Source organism: Sorangium sp. So ce176 (assembly GCF_051519835.1).
Lineage (GTDB): Bacteria > Myxococcota_A > Polyangia > Polyangiales > Polyangiaceae > Sorangium > Sorangium cellulosum_G.
This window is the reverse complement of sequence record NZ_CP150371.1, coordinates 9,294,650-9,313,374: the sequence shown is the minus strand read 5'-3', so window position 1 is coordinate 9,313,374 and position 18,725 is coordinate 9,294,650. Positions and strand designations below refer to the sequence as shown.

At 67.3% G+C, this 18,725-nt stretch carries 17 protein-coding genes; 5 read left to right on the top strand and 12 right to left on the bottom strand.

What is annotated here, in order from left to right; all coding sequences use genetic code 11:
* Positions 1 to 850: 850 nt before the first annotated feature.
* From WMF42_RS35290 to WMF42_RS35275, 4 genes are all read right to left on the bottom strand, one after another.
* Positions 851 to 2,077 carry a DUF4062 domain-containing protein gene (locus tag WMF42_RS35290; protein WP_437687423.1) on the bottom strand — a complete coding sequence of 409 codons (1,227 nt, stop codon included), beginning with the start codon at positions 2,075 to 2,077 and terminating at the stop codon, positions 851 to 853.
* A gap of 294 nt (positions 2,078 to 2,371) precedes the next feature.
* Entirely contained in the window at positions 2,372 to 2,566 is a 195-nt protein-coding gene (tnpA, locus tag WMF42_RS35285) for an IS66 family insertion sequence element accessory protein TnpA (protein WP_437687421.1), read from the bottom strand.
* A 509-nt stretch (positions 2,567 to 3,075) separates the two neighbouring features.
* The gene (locus WMF42_RS35280; RefSeq protein WP_437687419.1) at positions 3,076 to 3,621 is read right to left on the bottom strand and encodes a hypothetical protein; all 546 of its coding nucleotides are present in this window, start codon (positions 3,619 to 3,621) and stop codon (positions 3,076 to 3,078) included.
* A 379-nt stretch (positions 3,622 to 4,000) separates the two neighbouring features.
* The gene (locus tag WMF42_RS35275) at positions 4,001 to 4,321 is read right to left on the bottom strand and encodes a hypothetical protein (protein WP_437687417.1); all 321 of its coding nucleotides are present in this window, start codon (positions 4,319 to 4,321) and stop codon (positions 4,001 to 4,003) included.
* Positions 4,322 to 4,811: 490 nt separating this feature from the next.
* On the opposite strand from WMF42_RS35275, the gene WMF42_RS35270 reads away from it, so the two are divergent.
* Positions 4,812 to 5,777, top strand: coding sequence for an IS630 family transposase (locus WMF42_RS35270; RefSeq protein WP_437694385.1), 966 nt, complete (start codon positions 4,812 to 4,814; stop codon positions 5,775 to 5,777).
* 208 nt (positions 5,778 to 5,985) lie between these two features.
* Here the strand turns inward: WMF42_RS35270 and tnpC are convergent, their stop codons facing one another.
* The 6 genes from tnpC to WMF42_RS35240 form a co-directional block, all read right to left on the bottom strand.
* Complete coding sequence (tnpC, locus tag WMF42_RS35265; protein ID WP_437687415.1) at positions 5,986 to 7,662, bottom strand: IS66 family transposase; 1,677 nt, start codon at positions 7,660 to 7,662, stop codon at positions 5,986 to 5,988.
* The gene (tnpB, locus tag WMF42_RS35260; RefSeq protein ID WP_437687414.1) at positions 7,659 to 8,081 is read right to left on the bottom strand and encodes an IS66 family insertion sequence element accessory protein TnpB; all 423 of its coding nucleotides are present in this window, start codon (positions 8,079 to 8,081) and stop codon (positions 7,659 to 7,661) included. Before tnpB ends, tnpC begins: the two co-directional genes overlap by 4 nt.
* A complete protein-coding gene (gene tnpA / locus WMF42_RS35255) occupies positions 8,075 to 8,407 on the bottom strand; it encodes an IS66 family insertion sequence element accessory protein TnpA (protein ID WP_437687412.1) in 333 nt (110 codons plus the stop codon). Before tnpA (WMF42_RS35255) ends, tnpB begins: the two co-directional genes overlap by 7 nt.
* Positions 8,408 to 8,818: 411 nt before the next feature.
* A complete protein-coding gene (gene istB / locus WMF42_RS35250; protein ID WP_437687410.1) occupies positions 8,819 to 9,595 on the bottom strand; it encodes an IS21-like element helper ATPase IstB in 777 nt (258 codons plus the stop codon).
* The gene (istA, locus tag WMF42_RS35245) at positions 9,582 to 11,189 is read right to left on the bottom strand and encodes an IS21 family transposase (RefSeq protein ID WP_437687408.1); all 1,608 of its coding nucleotides are present in this window, start codon (positions 11,187 to 11,189) and stop codon (positions 9,582 to 9,584) included. Before istA ends, istB begins: the two co-directional genes overlap by 14 nt.
* Positions 11,190 to 12,515: 1,326 nt before the next feature.
* Entirely contained in the window at positions 12,516 to 12,788 is a 273-nt protein-coding gene (locus WMF42_RS35240) for a helix-turn-helix domain-containing protein (protein ID WP_437687406.1), read from the bottom strand.
* Between the two features lie 391 nt (positions 12,789 to 13,179).
* On the opposite strand from WMF42_RS35240, the gene WMF42_RS35235 reads away from it, so the two are divergent.
* Complete coding sequence (locus tag WMF42_RS35235) at positions 13,180 to 13,638, top strand: sigma-70 family RNA polymerase sigma factor (RefSeq protein ID WP_437687404.1); 459 nt, start codon at positions 13,180 to 13,182, stop codon at positions 13,636 to 13,638.
* A gap of 177 nt (positions 13,639 to 13,815) precedes the next feature.
* Positions 13,816 to 14,724, top strand: coding sequence for a hypothetical protein (locus WMF42_RS35230; RefSeq protein WP_437687402.1), 909 nt, complete (start codon positions 13,816 to 13,818; stop codon positions 14,722 to 14,724).
* A gap of 207 nt (positions 14,725 to 14,931) precedes the next feature.
* Here the strand turns inward: WMF42_RS35230 and WMF42_RS35225 are convergent, their stop codons facing one another.
* The gene (locus WMF42_RS35225) at positions 14,932 to 15,324 is read right to left on the bottom strand and encodes a hypothetical protein (RefSeq protein ID WP_437687401.1); all 393 of its coding nucleotides are present in this window, start codon (positions 15,322 to 15,324) and stop codon (positions 14,932 to 14,934) included.
* Between WMF42_RS35225 and WMF42_RS35220 the strand changes: the two genes are divergently transcribed.
* Both WMF42_RS35220 and WMF42_RS35215 read left to right on the top strand, forming a co-directional pair.
* On the top strand, positions 15,317 to 16,294 hold the full coding sequence (locus WMF42_RS35220; protein WP_437687399.1) for an SGNH/GDSL hydrolase family protein: 978 nt from the start codon (positions 15,317 to 15,319) through the stop codon (positions 16,292 to 16,294). The genes WMF42_RS35225 and WMF42_RS35220 overlap by 8 nt on opposite strands.
* A gap of 260 nt (positions 16,295 to 16,554) precedes the next feature.
* Positions 16,555 to 17,148 (top strand): TIGR00725 family protein, encoded by a 594-nt coding sequence (locus WMF42_RS35215; RefSeq protein ID WP_061606432.1) that lies wholly within the window; start codon positions 16,555 to 16,557, stop codon positions 17,146 to 17,148.
* Positions 17,149 to 17,166: 18 nt separating this feature from the next.
* Here the strand turns inward: WMF42_RS35215 and WMF42_RS35210 are convergent, their stop codons facing one another.
* A complete protein-coding gene (locus WMF42_RS35210) occupies positions 17,167 to 18,342 on the bottom strand; it encodes a hypothetical protein (RefSeq protein WP_437687396.1) in 1,176 nt (391 codons plus the stop codon).
* Between the last annotated feature and the right edge of the window lie 383 nt (positions 18,343 to 18,725).

The window sequence follows — 18,725 nt, the reverse complement described above, 5'->3', positions numbered from 1 at the left end:
AGAGGGTTGCCGAGCTGCCCGGGCCGCGGAGCGGGCGTTCGTCGCGCGGGGTCGGGGAGCGGGATGACACGATCGGGCGGGTTTCCGAGAGTTCGAGCAAGTCAAGCCTGACGTGAACCTGCCGATCGTGGGCGCTAACCCCGCGATCTCTGGTCGGCCAGACGATTCGGTGACGCTTCTGGCGGTGCCCTCGGCGCCCATGTATGAGGCAGCGCGGGCGACCTCTCCCCGACCCGAAGCAGCCCTGACCACGCCCCCGGCGAGCAGCCCGCGCCAGGTGCTCGTCGCGACCCTCACGCAGACCATCGCCGCTGCCCACGCGGCGGGCGACCTCGCGACCGCGCAGATCGCCGCTCGTACCCTCACAGAGCTCCTCGGCGCCCCGCGCGCGCCCGCGCACGTCGCGCCCGTGGTCGACCTCGCTAACGCCCGGCGCGCGCGATCTCAGACCCATCCTGAACGCCACCGTGGCCGTGCTGGACGCAGTGGCCGACCACCAGGCAAGGAAGTACCACCAGAAGGCCTACCGCCGACGGTAGGTCGCCGTCCCGGACCCACGGGCTTACATCGCCGGCCGGGAACGCGTGCCGTCGCCTCACGGGAAGTCGACGCGCCCTTCTGAAGTACCTCTTGCTGGTCGAGCTCCGGGAGCGCCGCGTGCTGATCTTTGTGGTAGCGGGCGAACCGGTCAGCGAGATCGCTAGAAGCCTTGGGTTGCCGGTCGGGACCGGGGTCTGATGGCCCCGCCGAGGATGGAAGAGCCTTGCTATTGTGCTCAAGAGGCGCCATCTGTGCTGAGTGTCTTCAGATCGGATGCAGAAGATTTCGTGCAGATGTCGCACCGCTGCGGTCAAACGTCATCAACCAGCGATTCAAGCAGTTCCAGATCAACTGCCTTCGATCTGGTATAATTAATGCTGATTGGTATTTCTCCGGAAAATTTCTCTCCGTCAATTGCCGTGAGATGGTAGGAGCAGGTGCAAGATATCCCATTCTCGCTGCGCGCCAGGAGAACCCAAAATCCTACAGTGCGCTCAGTGGTGCCAGTGGCAACGCTCTTAATGCGTTGACGAACGATTCCGCGCCCATTTTGCACGCGATGTCGATCGATGTAGACGTGCTCGGTTGGCGATGTCATCCACCTTGGAATCAGCGTGGGTGACACTGCGGAGTAATCGCTTACGTGAGATGGAGCGCGTTCACGTACGAGTTGTATATCCTCACACGGTTCAAAAGAAAGATCAACGAGTACGTCTTTGGCGGCGCGAGCGCCTGAGTTGCTGATGTAAAGCTCCACGTGCACGAGGCGATTGTATTTGTCGAGAAAATTCTTTTGGGCGTCGAAGAGTTTCCTGCTAAGTGACTTGGAGGAAGCGTCGCTTAGCGTGTGCATGGTGCTGTCGTATTGAATGCCCGCAAGCGGAGCTCCATGCTCGTCCACCACGCCTAGCACCGCAGTGCCGCCTTCGATGGATTTCAGTCGCTGACGCAAGTCTTCGTTTTCGCGTGAGAGCCTGGCGAGTTCTTCGAGAACATTCGGAGATGCATCGATCGAATCGCCACGGAACCAGCCGGGCCTAGCGCGATCGTTGTCCTCGTCATCTGCTATATGATTCCTCAGAGATTCGACTACCGCGTGTACTAAATCTGAGTCTTGTGACCAGTCGCGGACAAGATGATTGTCTCGAAGTTTCTTCTTGAATTCGGCCAATTTCTGGGTGTTGTCGGGGTTCCTTTCGGCTAAGTTCTGTGTGACCGCGCTGTCTCTTCTTATGAATGCCAACACTGGTATGTTCTTGTCGATCGCATACCTGTATTCGCGTTCGGTCCAGCTGATACCGGTGGTTGGATCGATGCTGCCGTACATTCCGGCGATAATGACGATATAGTAGTCAGATGTGTCAATTACTCGCTGGATGGTTTCCCATCCCCTGTCATTGGTTGCCGTAAAATTCTCCATTCCCGCAGGGACATGGCGGGCATTCAGGATTGCCCAGGTTACGGCTGATCGTTCCTCGTGGAGATCTTGGTAGGTTGAGCTTATAAATACTTGGTACTTGGGTCTGGCTCTTCGCATATATTACCTAAGGTGCCATATTGCAGGCCATGCGCGGCGTCGCGCACGCGTCCGGAGGTATTCCTCTGCTCCTCGCCTCTACTCCAGCTACCCGAATGGCCGTCTCCCCTTTCGAGGCCAGCGGAAGTACCGTCACGTGTCAAGAGGCGCGTGCCTCCGGTACTTCCTACAGGGGGAGGGCGCCCGGAAGCTGTGTGCTCCCGGCGAGTGGCTCCTGGGTCTTCCCGCCGTGGGCGTACGTAGGTCCCCGGTCCTCCCTGCCGCAGGCACGCGAGGCACGCCTGCCGCGAGGCATCACGCCTCCCCGATCTCGACCTCCCGCCGCCATGGCCCGGCCCGCCGGCTGTGAGGCGCCGTCAGCCCGCAGCTTCCAGCGCCACCAGTAAAGCTGCATGGGCTTGTACCCTCGCGCCGCCCGAACTGCTCGGCGCTCAGCCCGCTCCGCTCCCATCGCTCGACCCGCTCGGCCCACTCCGCTCTCGTCGCCATCGCTTCCTCCTTCGCGATGGGAACAGGTAGCCGGCGCCGCACGGAGGATCACGATGGCGTTGGCTGGGTGGTTACAGCGAGCCGATCCAGCGAGCGCGACGACGCGGATGTAGGCACAGGTGGGGCCTCCGCCCGACCGGCCCGCCCCCCTACCGCTGCCGGCGGGCCCCCTGCCGAGCGCATGGCCCGTCTTGACATGGGACGGTGTCTCCGCTGGCCTTGCAGATCTGGGTAGCCACGGTGAAGCCGAGCGGACGGACGCGGCTTCGCGAGGCGCATGCGGCGGCGGAGTCCCTGCCCTGCGGGACCGCTCCCTGCCTTGGCCGCGGCCCCTGCCGGACGAGCTGCTCTTGACACGGGACGGTGTCTCCGATGGCCTCGCAGAGGGTGGCGGCTATGGGGGTAGCTGGAGCGCGAGCGAGGACCGGAGAAATACCTTCACGCGCAGCCGTAAAATTACACAATCCGAAACTACCGAACGATCTCCCAATAGCGATTAGAGTCCGGCGTCAGCGACAACGGAATTTCAGCTCCAGATCAGTAGCACTCAATATGTTACCCCTAATACTTTCATAATATCGCCTTGACTCAATTTCATCAGATATATCTTTCCAGTTCTTTATGGGCTCACTCGCACGAGCAGAAGCGAGAACTTGGTACGTCATCACCAAGGGGAATACACCTTCGGCAGGTGGACTAAGCAGCGCCACAGCAATAACAACAAGCACGCTCTGGCCGCCCGCGAGAGACAAATTGCGCCCATTCAGCTCAGCCCTCAAAAGCCCAACACGCGCACGAGAAGTATCAATAGCGTAGCCCACAGAACGAAGCACTCGAGTAACCGCACCGCGCAGGGCATCGTGCACAACATCCTTGTTGCCGCACCCGGATTCCGGGAGAAATTCTACAACATCGATACTCAACCGGGGCGCACAACCAATGCCAGCACACCGGCTCAACATGTATATATCAGGAAACTCGATGTTGAGCCTTCTCTCAATCTCCAGACCCGAGATCCCCACAGACGCAGGCGAACCAATTCGAAATGCGTGCAAGGATTCCGGAAGGTTAGGATAAGGAGCACCCGCCGACGGTTTACTAAGGGTCAGAATCGTTTGCGAGAGTAGTCCAACTATCGAGCACACCAGAACAAGAGCCCACACCCACCACTTTCGCTGCCCCATCCCGCTCATCGATTATTCGCCCATGTCTCGGACATTCTCCCGGCGCCTTCTCTTTTTTACGCTCTTTGCGAAGTAAAATGCCATCGCGGCATTCGATAATAGCGACACCAGGCTCAGAAGCACAGATACCCAGTTTTTGTAATCTGAAAATTGCAGCCCTTTATCTGCCAACAGTGTAGCCGTCAGAGCAAAAAGTCCCATCGTGAGTGCCACGAGTGGGAACATCGTTAAGTAGGGTCGCATAGATGCCTTACTCAGGTCCGTGAGCCGCAAAATAGAAGCCAACAATCTGGCCAATGTAGCCGGCAAACAGGGGCATTATCATCCTGACCATTTCGAAAGATTCCGCCTGAGTGATCGTTCCTATCCACACCGGTGCCAACGCAAAAAACATCAAGAGCAGAAAAGCTTGTGTCGTCACATAAACAGTGAGCAGCGCGCGCATCCGGTCAGCTTCCGGATCCTCTTCACCGCTCTCTATGCTTTGCAGCTTGGATCTCGTGGCGTCCCTCGTCGCAACTGGACGCGCCTCCTGGCTCGCCGACTGCTCGGAGACTGCTTCCTGCGACACTGGCGGCTTCAACGTAGCCGTCGCACTGCCTCTAGAACGACTTGAACGTCCCATATCGCGAAGACTACACGCACTCTTTCGCGCTGGAAAGCAAATCAATTTGTCAAGTGATATCAAATAGTTGGAAGCAGCATCGAGCACATGACGAACCGGGTCGCCGGGATTATCAGGCATTCCGAACGGATCTCGCCCCGGCCGCACATACGGAGCCGGTGTCACTGTCCCGTCGATGCCCCGGGCGTGACCAATCCTGACCACCTCGCCGTCCTAGTGGACTGTTCGATAAATCTTTCAACATAGTCGTGGCGGGTTTGCTAGACCTCGCGGATGCGAAGGCGCCCGCCGCGCGTGATCGATCTGTCCCCGGACGATGCCGTCTACCTCGAGCAGCTCGTCCGTGATGGGCATACCGAGCAGCGGGTAGCTCGGCGAGCCCGGATCCTACTGGCCATGGCGGACCCAGCGACCGTCGTGCAGGACCTGGCGGACCATCTCGAGGTGGAGCGGACCACGATCTGGCATCTCTGTCGGCGGTACGAGACTTCGGGGGTGCACGTCGTCCACGACGCTCCCCGGGAGGGACGGCCGCGGACATTTCGTCCCCCTGCAGCGCGTTGGCATTGAGAAGCTTGCCTGCAGCGATCCTGCGGGGCTCGGTCTGCACATGACCCACTGGTCGACCCGCACCCTCGCTCAAGTAGCAGCGGAGCGTGGCATCGTACCGGAGATCTCGCACTCGACCGTCTCGTTGATCCTGCGCGCAGCCGACCTTCAGCCTCACCGGTCGCGGTACTGGAAGACGCCGAAGCTTGACCCCGCGTTCATCAAGCGCGCCGCCCAGATCCTCTGGTGCTACGAGAACGCCGCAGAACTGGCCGAAAGGCGCGAGGTCGTGCTCTGCCTCGACGAGAAGCCGAACATCCAGGTGCTTGAGCGCCGATCTCCGACCTTGCCCATGCGCACAGGCAAGATTGAGCGTCGTGAGTTCGAGTACATTCGGCATGGAACGGTGAACTTCATGGTGGTGCTTGTCGTTCACACCGGCAAGATGCGGGGTTGGTGCCTCGAGAAGAATGACGGCGAGCATCTTCGCGCCGTCCTGCCCGAAGTGCTTCACGAGCATCGGCATGCACGTCGCGTGCACCTGATCTGGGACGGCGGCTCGTCGCACGCTGCCAATGAGACGAGGGCATGGCTGCGCCACCACGACCCGCGCGTGCGTACGCTCGTCACGCCGCCCCACGCTTCCTGGCTCAATCAGGCGGAACTGTTGCTGCGGGCTTTCACCGAGCGCTACCTCAAGCGTGGCGAGTGGAAGAGCCGCCAGCAGCTCATCGAGCACCTCGACGCGAGTTGGCGGGAGTACAATGAGCGCTTCGCACATCCGATTACCTGGTCCTGGACGCGGCCGAAGCTGCGCCGCTGGGCGGCTCGATATGCTTCGCGACTATGTTGAAAAATTTATAGAACAGTCCACTAGCGTAAGCGCCCAGCCATCGCCATAGGCGCGACCCCTTGCGGTGATCGCCGGGGTCGACGATGCTGGGCGCGGGCGGCGACTACCCAGGGGCCGAGCGGACGCGAGCGGACGCGGGCGGGCACGAGAGGGCCGGCGAGGTGCCCCCCTCCGGCGCCTCGGTGGCAAGGATCGAGCTCCGCGTCGTTCAGGGCGCGCCGGCGTCGCCGGCGGCCGTAGCAGCGGGCAACGAGCGCGCCCACGCGTCGGGCAGCAGCTCGTCCAGCCGTTCACGCGGCCAGCCTGCCTGCAGCTTGCCGATCACGTCTGTCGCCCAGGCGAGCGGGTTGACTCCGTACATCCGGCACGAGCCAAATAGCGTGTAGCCGACAGCGAGGCGTTCAGCTCCCTTGTCCGAGCCTGCGAACAAGTAGTTTTTTCTCCCGAGCGCCACGCATCTTATCCGCCGTTCGACTTCACCGTTGTCGATCTCGAAACGCCCGTCCGTGAAGCAGCGCCGCCACGCTGCCTCCTGGTTGATGGCGTACTGGGTTGCGACGTAAAGCGGCGTATTCGGCACGAGCCGCAGGTGTAGCTCGTGAACCCACTCGTATAGATCGTCGACCACGGGGAGCGACAGCTCCTGCCGGCGCGCCAGGCGTGCCTCCGCGGACAGCGCTTCGGCCTTGCAGGCGGCCTCGATGCGGTAGATCGCCTTGAAGTACGCGAGCGCCATGGCGGCCCGCGCGTCACCGCCCTTCGCCGCCTTCTCGAACTTCGCGCGGATGTGCATTCCACAGCCGAGCCGGCGCACCTCGGGCACGATCATCTCGCCATCGTCGTCTCCGCGCAGCATCGCGCCGTAGCCCGCGTAGCCATCGCCTTGCAGGTAGCCCGTGAAGCCCCGCAGCAGCGCCGCCGGATGCTTCGCCCTCCAGTCCGGCGCGTAGACGAACGCGACGAGCTCGGCCCCGACGAAGGACCAGATGTGCCCTCGCTTCACCCCCGCTGGATGATCCTGATCCAGCACGCGTATCCCGGTGTCATCGGCGCGCAGGTAGCACGAGCCCAGCACGCGCTCCTGGATCCTCTTCGCCACAGGAGCGAGCACATCGAGCGCGAACGCCGACCACTCTCCCAGCGTCGACGGCGACAGCGACACGCCGCAGCGAGCGTACTGCTGCGCCTGTCGGTACAGCGGCATCGCGTCCTCGAACTTCTCGACGATGATGTTCGCGAGCAGCGCCGGCCCTGGGCGGCCCCGATCCATCATTTTCTCGCTGTCGGCCGTCGTGACGCCCTGCTCTGGGCAGCTCGGGCAGGCGAGCTTCTCCCTCTGCTCCTCGATGACCCGGAACTGCGCCGGGACGAACTCGAGAATCTCGCTTGTACGGTGGCCGATGCACTTCTTGTCCGCGCCGCACTGCGGGCACGTGCGCTCGGCTTCGGGGACTGGCACGAAGCGCGTCTCGCGCGGCAGGTGTGCGGGAAGCGGCGAGCGCCCGCGCCGTCCTGGTGGAGGCTTCGGGGGCTCAGGAGGTTGCGGCACCAGGCCCTGCTCCGGCTGCGGCGGCGCTTCGGCGAGAGGCTCCGACGTGGGCGCCGGGCCAGCGGCCCCCTGCGGCGGCTCCGCCCCGAGCTCGGCGAACAGCAGCATCAGCTGCTCGGTCGAGACCTTCTGGCTTCTGCGGCCGTACAGCTCGCGCAGCGCGCTCGCGAGCTTCGCCGACAGCGCCGTGTTCTTGTCGCGCAGATCGACCAGCAGCCCGAGCACCAGCTCGATGAGCTCCGAGAGCTGCCCGGCAGCCGCGAGCTGCTCCAGCTTACGTTGCACATCCGCCAGATCGGCGGGCAGCACTGCGTGGGACGGACGGGGACTGGTCACCGGGCGCGCTGGATATCGAGCCCGCGCGCATCCATCAAGCGTTGCTTCGTCACGTCGAGGTTTCTCACGCCGGGTCTCCAGCGCTTGCGCCGTACGGCCTGCGACAGGTCGAGCCCTTCGAGCATCAGCGACAGCTCGGCCGCCTCGACCTCGACGTGGGTGGCGCCCTGGGGCAGGTCGCGGGCGAGGTGGAAGCGGCCACGGGCCAGTTTTTTTGCAAAGATGGCATATCCGGTGCGATCCCAGAACAGCACGCGCACCTGGTCCCCTCGTCGATTCCTGAACACGAACAGGTGCCCACAGAGCGGATCAGCTCCGAAGCGCTGAGCGACCAGGACCGACAGCCCATCAAAGCTCTTCCGCAGATCGGTAGGCTCAGCCGCGACGTAGACACGCACCGACGGCGGCAGCGTCAGCACGACGTCTCCTCGGCAGCGAGCGCCAGGACGCGCTCGAGCGTGGCCGGGTCGAAGCCCGGCCGGACCCGCACCACCCGCCCGTTGGGCAGCGCGATCTCGATCGGCTCCGGCGCGATGGGCGATGCGTCGGTCACCACGTGGACCGGCAGGAAGCTCGGTGCCTCCCCCGACGGCGACGACCGCGAGGGCCCGTCAGCCCTCAGCTTCCAGCGCCACCAGTACAGCTGCTTCGGCTTGTATCCTTCGCGCCGCGCGAACTTCTCGGCACTCAGCCCGCTCCGCTGCCATCGCTCCACCCGCTCGGCCCACTCCGCCCTCGTCGCCATCGCTTCCTCCTGCGTCGCGATGGGGACAGGTAACCGGCGCCGCCGGGGTGGTCACGATGGCCTTGGTCGGACGGATACGTCCTAGCGGACACCGCGCTCGTTGATCCCCCCGTGCCTTCCACCCAGGTCGCCCAGGGCTTCGTACTGGAACTCGCATGCCTCGCGTGCCTGCGGCGGGCAGAACCCCGGTGATCCACGCACGTCTACAGCGTAACGGCCCAGGAGCCGCTCGCCGGGAGCACCGTCGTCCCAGCTCCCTTGGTCTCGGAGTGTCATAGCTCGGCCTCATGGATCGCGCCTGGGTCGGCCAAGCGGATCCTGTGATCGCGAGCGCCGTCAGCACTGCGATCACGACCCGGGCGATCGACGCTCGGGGTCGGCCAAGCGGATCCTGTCACCCGCTCGACGTGTTCATGTCTTGCTCTCCTTCGATGTCTCCGCCGCCCGGCGTCGCCTGCCCGGGGGAGGGTTGCGGTACGAGTCGCCCTCGAGGACGAGGACGTGGGCGTCGTGGAGCAGCCGGTCCATGGCGGCGCTGGCGAGCAGCGGGTCACCGAACAGGCCGCCGAACTCCTCCACGGCGCGATTGGACGTCAGGATCATCGCTCCGCGATGGTAACGCAGGCGTATGACCTCGTAGATGTCGGCCGCCTCTTCGACGGTCAGCGCGCGGAGACCGAGGTCGTCGACGATGAGCAGGTCGACCCCCACGAGCCTCGCCAGCCGTCGGTCGTGGCTGCCGTCGGCGCGGCCGGCGCGCAGTTGCTTGAGCATGTCGCCGGCGCCCACGTACAGCACCTGGTAGCCAGCGCGACAGGCGCGGTGACCGAGCGCCTGAGCGATGTGCGACTTGCCGACTCCCGCCTGGCCGACCAGCAGCACGTTCTGCCGGCGCTCGACGAAGGAGCAGGTCGCCAGATCGATCACCTTCGCCTTCGGCACCCTCGGGTTGAACTGGAAATCGAAGTCCTCCAGCGTCTTGAGGCTGTCGAAGCCCGCTCGGCGGACGCGCTGGTCGAACTGGCGACCATCGCGGCGATCGACCTCGTCGGACAGCAGCCGCACGAGGAACTCCTCGTGCGAGAGCTGCTCGTCGACGGCCTGCCGCACGCGCACCTCCAGCGACTGCAGCACGCCCGACAGCCGCAGCTTCTTGAGCACCGGCACCAGCTCATCAGTGAGGCCCATGGTCCCCTCCTGTCGACGACAGCCGCGACGCCGCGAGCAGCCGGAGGTCGCGCGCGAACCGCGGAGGCGCATCCGCCCACGCCGCCGGCGCAGCGCTCTCGGGGCTCGGCTCGAAGTCGAGCCCGCGCCGGAGGATGTCGCGAACGCCCTGGTAGCTGAGGTTGCCGTAATGGCTCGCTCGACGACACGCGGCCTGCGCGCGCTCCTGCGGGAACTTCTCCAGGTGCGTGACGATCGCCTGCACCTTGCGCAGCTGCGAGAGCACGTCGTCGGCGTCGAACACCTCGCGGACGAACCTGCCCACGTCCTGCCCCATCTGGTCGGCGCGCTGCTCCCAGTAGGCGCGGCTCCGGTGCCGCAGCGCCACGCGCTCGTCGGGCAGGTGTCGATCGAGCGTGCTGCGCAGGCCGGCGCCGCGCCGATCGTGCCGTGCCACGGCCTCGTCGTCGGCATACACCACGACACTCGATGGCGTCACGCGCAGCCACACCTTGCGCTCCACGAGACGCCAGGGCACCGAGTACAGCCTTCCTCCGAACTCGACGTGGCAGTCGCGATGCACCCGCGCCCGCTTCCAGGTCACGAGCTCGTACGGGCGCAGCGGCAGCGGCTGAAGCCGGCTCTTCTCCTCGGCCTCGAACACCTCAAGGGGCCTTCGCTTCGTGGTGCCGTGCTGCCGTGTGCCTGCGATCTCGACGATCCATCGACCGAGCGCCGCGCGCACCTCGCCCACGTCCTGCCCCTCGCGACCCGCCAGGGCGTTGCGCTTGACGTACTTCACGCTCGCCTCGACCTTGCCCTTCTTCTGCGGCGCTCGCGGCGGCGTTGGGTCCACGGTGAAGCCGTAGTGCCTCGCGAGCTCGCGGTAGCTGCGGCTCAGCCCCGAGTCCTCGTCCACGCCGAACGCGGCCCGCACCACGGCCGCCTTGAGGTTATCCGGTACCATCGTCGACGGCACCCCACCGAAGGCGCGGAACGCTTCCTCGTGCAGCCGCAGCCATGTCTCGGTCTTCTGGTCGAACACGATCTGCGCGAACAGATGCCGGCTGTAGCCGAGCACCATCACGAACACCCACGCCCTGCGCAGGCTCTTGGTCTCAGGGTCCCACAGCCGCCCCGCGTACCCGAAGTCGACCTGCGCGACGTGCCCTGGATCGGTCTCCACCACGATGGCGACATCCTGGGGCCTGATCCCTTGCTCCCTCTGGAGCGTCGCGACCATGCGCTTGACCGCGGAGCGGCTGCCGCTGAAGTCACGCTCTTCGAGCCGCAGCCGGTCGTAGATCGCTGCCGGCTTGAGCCCTTCCTCGACGCGCGCTGCGATGTACGCTCGCCACCGCTCCACGCTCGACTGCTGCTGCGGCGCCACCTTCGGCGGCACGTGCTTCTTTACCGCTTCCTTCTGCTCCTCGAGCGCGGGGATCTCCTCCGCGCTGCCATCAAGCAGGCCAGCCTGCGACAGCGCCGTGCGATACCGCCTCTCGGTGTTGGGCCCCATCCCCAGCAGCCGCGCGACTTCCCGGCAGTCCTCGCCCCTGCGGTGCAGGCGCACGAGCTCCTGCAGCCTGTGCATCTCCGTCCTCCTCGCGCTCATCCCGGCCTCCTCGAAGCCGGGAGCCATGCCCGGCCCCATCGGACTCGGGTGTACATGCCTCACGGCTGTCTGACGCCCGAGATCCGGCGCTTCCGCCGTCTCGGCCGCGATCCACTTGGCCGACCCGGCTGCGATCCACTTGGCCGACCCAGCTGCGATCCGCTTCGCCGGGCCCGCTCCTACCGCCGCCGTCTCCGACAGCGCGTGCAACGCATTCCGGAAGGTCGACCCAATTTCTCTCTCTCCGAAGTCCCTCCCTACCGTCAGGCGCCTACCTGTCGTGATCCGCTTGGCCGACTCGACCCCGATCCACTTGGCCGATCCGAGGCCGATCCGTTTCGCCGTCTCGGTCGCGATCCGATAGGCCGGTCCCTGACACGTGGCCAGGGCAGGGAAGAGGATCGGCCGGCCCGCAGGGCGGTGACCTCACCTGCCGCCTGCATCCCCGACCTCGCTCGCAGCAGCGCCCGCTCGACCGGTTGCGCTGCGCTGGCGGGCTCCGGGCATCGCAGACTCGGACCCGGGAGCCGCCCCGCCGGCCGGCTGCCCGCCGTGGAACTCCGTGGAGCCCCGTACCCTGGCGTCACCGGAGGCGCCCGCTCCCAATGGTTCCGCTCACGCCGGCCCCGCCCCAAATCCAGCGTCGCCGAAATTTGTCAGGTCACACGCAGGACACACAAGAAGACACGGCTCTCGCCGTGTCTTCTTGGTGGAGGCGCCGGGACTCGAACCCGGTGTTGAATTGACGACCTGCCCGCCGCGCAGCTCGTCCTCGTGGCGCGTCCGATCGCAGCGGGGCGCGGCGTCGACCGGAGCTTGGGGGATCTCGACCGAGCCGCTGGACCCCAGGGCTCCGTCCCGCAATGGATCACAGCACCCTCGGTCTCGAGCACATACCTAAGGAAGGCCCCGCCATCGGCCGCTGGCCGGCGTCACGGTCGGGGTAAACCGGCGCTCCTCCCAATCTGTCGACCCGTCCCCGTGGCGCCCCAAGGCGCGGCCGGGCGCGGCGTCGGCGGGCAGGGCGCCGGAGCGTGGGCACCTCGACCGGTGCAGCGACGGGGCGGTGCAGCGACGGGGCGAGTTCGGTCGCGTCCGTCTGCTACCGCGAGGTGAATGGCGCCGATGCCTAGGCCAAGCGAACCCGACGGCACGACCTCGACCACTCCAGCCCTCGCGCTAGCCTGACCTCACCATCAGTGAGAAGAACGCCAGCATGACGTCGGAACGCTCGGGCTTGCGCGACGACTAGACTAAGGTCCTATTTCGCTTGCGACGGAGAGCGACACGGGATGGTACCTATGGTCGCCTTGAATACGGCACCTTTCACTTCGGCGTCTTCGGCGGCCGGCCGCGTTTGACCTCCGGCATGGTAGCAGGGCGGAGCAAGATCCCTGGAGCCACCTCAAGGGCATCCGCGAGCTGGACGAGAACACCAACGCTCGGGTTCACGCGACCGGCTTCGATGCGCTGAATGAAGGTCAGGTGGAGGTCGGCGGCTTCGGCCAGCGCCTCTTGCGTCATGTCGCGCTTGAGCCGGATCCGTCGCACGTTCGCCGCGACGTACGTCAGCACCGTGTTGACCCGGGCGCTACTCACGTCCGCAGGGGTACCGCCGCGCTCTTGCCGAATTAACAGACGATCGTCTGTATTTCGTTGACGGCCTGCAGGGCGCGTGCGTAGCCTGTACGGACCACAAAAAGTGCTCCCCGCGTCGGCGCCAACCGACCGGGGAGCGTGGCCGGAACCCCGTTGCGCGAGGTCCGACATGGCGAAGCTACGTCCGCGGCCCGAAGAGGGCCAACAGATCGATCCGTCCATCGATAGCCCAACCCCTCACCCCGATCGCCTTCTTCACCGCCGAGCACGGCGGTCCAGTACCGATCGCCCCCGCAGCACGCGAGCCGACCAGCCGCATCTCCCGCAGGCCCATCCCGCAGCCCACCCGAGCATCCAGGCCATCCTCGCCGAGCGCTCGCTCATCCTCACCGTGCTCATCGCCAGCGGCGTCCCGGCGCGGGACCGCCCCGACGTGGAGCAGCAGGTGCTCCTGGGCGCATGGCGCTCCGTCGAGCGCGGCATGTACCGGCCGGACCCCTCGGACGAGCGTCGGCGGGCGCTCCGCGCGTGGATCCACGGCGTCGCCTGGAGGAAGGTGTCGCACTACGTCAACAGCGCCTACGTGCGTCACATGGTCCTCCACGCGCAGCCGCTCGGCTTGCTGCGCGAGCCCGCCGGACCGAGCCTCGAAGCGCAGATCGACGCGCGCGCTGATCTCCAGGCGCTCGCCCAGCTCAAGCCGTGGCAGCGCGAGATGTTGCTCGCCGTCGACCGCCCGGAGTCGCTCGTCGCGTTCGCGAAGGCGCGCGGCATGAACCCGTACACCGCAGCGAGCCGGCTCCGCATCGCCCGTGAAGCGCTCGCGCTGAAGCTCCGGAGGCGCCGATGAACCCCGGAAGGTGCGCTGACGTCGGGGCACACGGAAGGCAGACGGCGTGATGACTCCACGAGGCGGCCCGGAATTGAAGGGTGGGATGCGGCTGCACGGCCCGTGCGGGGACCACTGCACGAGCCCGGCACGCCGCTCGAACCTCAGCACGCCTGTACCTGCCCGAGAGACCCCCCGATGCCCTCAGTGACCCATGAAGCCCTGGTGGAGCTGTTCAAGAACCGGCCGACGCTGGCCGCCGAGATGCTGCACGACGCGCTCGGCCACCCGGTCCCGGACTTCACGGAGGCGCGCGTCGACGCCTCCGACCTGACCGAGATCGTGCCCTCGAACCGCCGTGCGGACGTCATCGTCGTGCTGCTGGTCGGCGAGCAGCAGCGGCCCGCGATGGCCATCGTGGTCGAGGTCCAGCTCGGCGTGGACCCGGACAAGCCGTATGCCTGGCCGGTGTACGTGACCCAGACGAGGGCCAGGCACCGCTGCCCGACCCGGCTGCTGGTCGTGACGACCGACCCGGCGATGGTGAAGTGGTGCTCGCGCCCGATCGACACGGGCCACCCTGGCTGGGCGCTGACGCCGCTGGTGCTCGGTCCCGAGGGCGTCCCGGTCGTCACCGACGCCGAGCAGGCGAAGGCGGCGCCCGAGGTGGTCGTGCTCTCGGCCATGGCGCACGGGCAGAGCGAGGCGGCGGAAGGGATCGGCGCGGCGTTCCTGGCGGCGGTTGCCGGGCTCGATGAGGAGCGCCGCACCCTGTACTGGGACCTGGTGCTATCCTCGCTGAACGAGGCGGCGAGACGGACCTTGGAGGCGATGATGAAGAGCGGGTACGAGTTCCAGAGTGAGTTCGCGCGCAGCTACGTGGCCAAGGGCATCGAGAAGGGCCGGGAGGAAGGGCTGCGGGAGGGCATGCTGAAGGCCAAGGCGCACGACTTGCTCGCCGTTCTCGAGACCCGTGGGCTGGAGGTCCCCGTCGAGGTGCGGGAGCGCGTGCTTGCGAGCACGGACGTCGACGAGCTCGACCGCTGGATCCGCCGTGTCGGGATCGTCAGCGACGCCCGGGAGCTCTTCGCCACGACCGGCTCCTGACGAACCGCTGCTACCCTCCGCAAGCTGTCGAGTCGTTCTGCTCCGGCATCGTGGCGTGTCGCCGCGGTGATCAGCCCATCCCACCACGCCCGGGGCGCCCTCTGAGCAGCTACTCTGTAAATTTGCCACGCTGCGCGACAATTCCCCGCCGCGCAGCGCGCTGCCCCAGCCGCGACCTCGCCCCACCGCGTCCTCAACTTTACCGGTTCACATCTTGGCCACAATGCCCCAGAGTGCCTCCCCCTGGAGGTCAAACGACATGGCTTTTGGCTCACTTCTTCGATCTAGCTCGCTCCTTCTCGCGCTCGGTACGCTCTCGCTCCTGTCCGCTTGCTCGGACGACGGAGATCCTCCTGACTCCAGCGGCACCGGCGGCGGCGCGTCCGCGAGCACCTCGACCGCCTCGCAGGGCGCGGGCGGCGCGGGCGGCGGCGCTACCGGCACCGGCGGCGACGCCGGCAGCACCGGCACCACCGGCACGGGCGGCACCGGCGGCAGCGGCACCGGCGGCGGCCCCGATGCGCAGGGCATCACCCCCAACCCCATCATCTCCCGCGGCAAGCCCGCCTTCGCCTCGTCGGGGACGGCGTCGGTGATCAACGACGGCAAGTACAAGTCGGCAGGCACCTGGATCGCCGGCAAGCCGACCGCCGCCGCGCCCGCGTGGGTCGCGATCCAGGTCGGCACCGGGTACGAGCGGCTGCTGCTGAGCTGGACGGCCTCGTACAACTACAACTACACGGACGTGCAATACGGGGCGCCGGGCGCTTACCGCGTGGAGACGTCGAGCGACTCCACGAACGGCCAGGACGGCACCTGGAAGAGCGTCGCCGAGGTGACCGACAACCCGGTCCGCACGCGCGCCCACAGCTTCGATTTCAGCGGCCAGAGCTGGGTGCGGTTCGTCGTGACAGCGGCCCCGGCGACGACCGCGGACGCCGGCGTCCAGCTCGACGAGATCGACGTGCACGACATCTCGAACGGCGCGGAGGACACGTGGTTCTTCCTCGGCGACAGCATCACCGCGTTCGCCTACGACCGCGACACCCCGGCCACGCAGCCGAGCTTCGCGGAGAACATCCACGCGGCGCACGAGGCCAACTACCCCGCGATGATCAACGGCGGCATCGGCGGCGAGCTCACGAAGGCCTCGGACGACCGCCCCAGCGCGCTCGATCGCCTCGACGACGTCCTGGAGATGAACCCCGACTTCCACTTCTTCGCCATCGGCTACGGCACCAACGACTCCTGGGACCAGACCGATCCGAGCACCTTCAGGTCGAACCTGCAGGAGCTCATCGACAGGATCCAGGAAGCGGGCCGCGTCCCGGTGCTCGCGCGCATCCCGTTCTCGCCCGACGGCCACCACGACACGCTCGACGTGTTCAACCAGGCGATCGACGAGCTCACGCAGGAGAACGGCCTCGTCCCGGGGCCGGATCTGTATGCGTATTTCGAGGACCACCCTGAGCAGCTCGACGATCAGGTGCACCCCGGTCCCGCCGGGCGGGTCGCCATGAACAAGCTCTGGGCCGAGGCCGTGGACGTCCTCTACACAGGCCAGCCGTAGCGCGCGTCCGCGCGAGGTTGCGCCGCAGCAGCCTCGACCCCCCGCGAGGCTGCGCCGCAGCAGCCTTCACCCCTCGCGGTCGCGCGGGCTCCCTCGCGGTCGCGAGGGCCTCCCTGGATCCAGCGCGCGCGGCGCCGCCGGCCGGCGCGCGTGGCCTTGAGCAGCCTTGCCACGCTCCACGGGAAGCGACACCATGCGCCTCGCGACCGGGTCGAGCGCCACGTGACGCGGCGGCACGCGGGCGCCGGAGCGGAGCCGTGATGGACGACGATCGCGAAGACGAGGACACGAGGAGGGACATCGCTCCCTACGTGCCGCGCCGCCCCGTGATGGCGGTGGTCGGCAACGGCCTCGCGCTGGACGCGGCGACCGAGGCCGTGTGCGTCGAGCTCGGGCGGCGCGCTGTCGAGGCGGGGTTCCGGCTCGTCACCGGCGGGCTCGGCGGCGTCATGGCCGCCGTCTCGCGCGGCGGGCGCGAGGCGGCGACGTGGCGCGACGGCGATATCCTCGGGATCCTGCCAGGGTACGAGGCGTCCGCGGCCAACCCGTATGTGGACATCGTCGTCCCGACCGGCCTGCAGATCGGGCGCAACATCCTCGTCGTCGCGGCGGCCGACGTCGTCGTGGCCGTCGGCGGGGGCGCGGGGACGCTGACCGAGATCGCCGTCGCCTGGCAGCTCGGCAAGCCGCTGCTCGCGCTCGCGACGACCGGGGGATGGGCAACGCAGCTCGCCGGAGGGCGCGTGGACGACAGGCGCTCGGATCGCATCGCGTCCGCCGCGAGCGCGGAAGAGGCCGTCGCCATGGCGTGGGACCTCGCGGGCCGCGGCCGCGCCGGGACCGGCCGGATCTGAACGGCGAGGCGGGGAAGATCAGGGCCCCGTGAAGAGCGAGGAGACATGGATCTTCACCAGCGGATCGGCCGCCTCGGTGTAGACGACCTCGCTGGCCCCGCCGATGTGCCGGCGCACGATGACGTCCTCGAGCACGCCAGTGCCGCCCCCGAACTGCAGCAAGGCGCCGCACCCGTCGAGCTTTGATGTGTACGCGCTGACCTGCACCGCGCCCGGCGGCAGCGGGGGAAAGGCGCCGAGGCGGGTCGCCGCGCCGTCGCCGTCGACCTGCCAGAGCTCCTGGCTGCTGCCGTCGTCGGTCGGCCGCTCCGACTCGAGCACCAGCAGGAAGCTGTCCGGCGCCCTGGCGCGCACGGTGTGGAGCAGCCGGTCCCCCGGAAGGCCGGTGATCGGCAGCGACGTCGACGTGGCGAGGTGAACCACGCTCCGCGCGGTCAGCGCGAGATCGCCGTGGCCCAGGTGGAGCAGCGGGTCCTCCGGATCGGCGTAGGCGACACGGCCGCTCTCGTCGTACCACGTGGCGTCGTCCGAGCGGCAGCGGTACAGGACGGCGCCCGCCGGCGAGACGAGGAACCCGGTGAGCGGCGCGAGCCCGTCGGCGCACGAGGGCGTGAGCAGGACAGGATCGTTGTCGAGCGGCGCCTCCGGATAGTCGTTGCCGCGAAAGGGGCAGTCGTCGCAGTGGAACTCGCGCAGCAGGTCCTCGAAGACGTTGGTGTAGAGGAGGCGCCCGTCGGAGGGGCGGATCCGCGCGCTCCGCTCGTCGACATGGCAATGAAACCCCACGACGGCCGACCCCGGCGAGCTCCAGTGCGCCACCGCGTCCTGGCCGCAGCTCCCCTCCGACAGCGTGCCAGCGAGGTAGACCTGGTCGGGGTCGAGCACGTCGCCGGTGACCGCCGCGGACGCTCCGCTGCAGTCCGGCGCGCCGCCGCCGGCGTCACCCCCGCCGGCGCCTGCACCACCGCCCCCTGCATCCCCGCCGCCGCCCGCCCCTGCGCCGCCGTCGTCGCCGTCGATGAGTGCGTCCACGACGCTCACGACGCTGTGCTCACCCGCGGCGCCTTCCGTGCCCCAGGAGCTTCCCGGCCATGCGCCGCCCGTGCCGCTCGCCGTCTCGCTCGCCGCGCCGCCGCCGCCCGCGCCGGGGGCGTGCGCGTCGGCGCCGCTCCCGGCTTCATCGCCCTGGAGCATGGCTTCTCCCGAAGCGCACGCCTGTAGCAGGAGGAAGACGGAGGCTCTGGCGACAGTGCGCATGACGTGACCTTCTTGAGCAGCGCGACACGCCTCTCGTGACATGACGAGAGTTGAAGAGCGGAGATGGCCAGTGGCGATGGCCATCATGGCGTGAGCCGTCGGGCGCGTCGACCTCCACCATCGATGCCGCGGCCCTATCTCTCCGGTGAAGCGCGCGAATCTGCCGTGCCCGCAGCGCCGGCGGTGCGCGGCGCTGCGCGCGGGGCGGACCGGCGCGCGCGCAGGGCCTCCTCGATGTGCCGTGTCACGGCGCGATGTCCGGCGGGCGCGCGGCGCTGCCCTCGCCCGATCCGACCGGCTGGCACCCCGTGCTAGGCTCC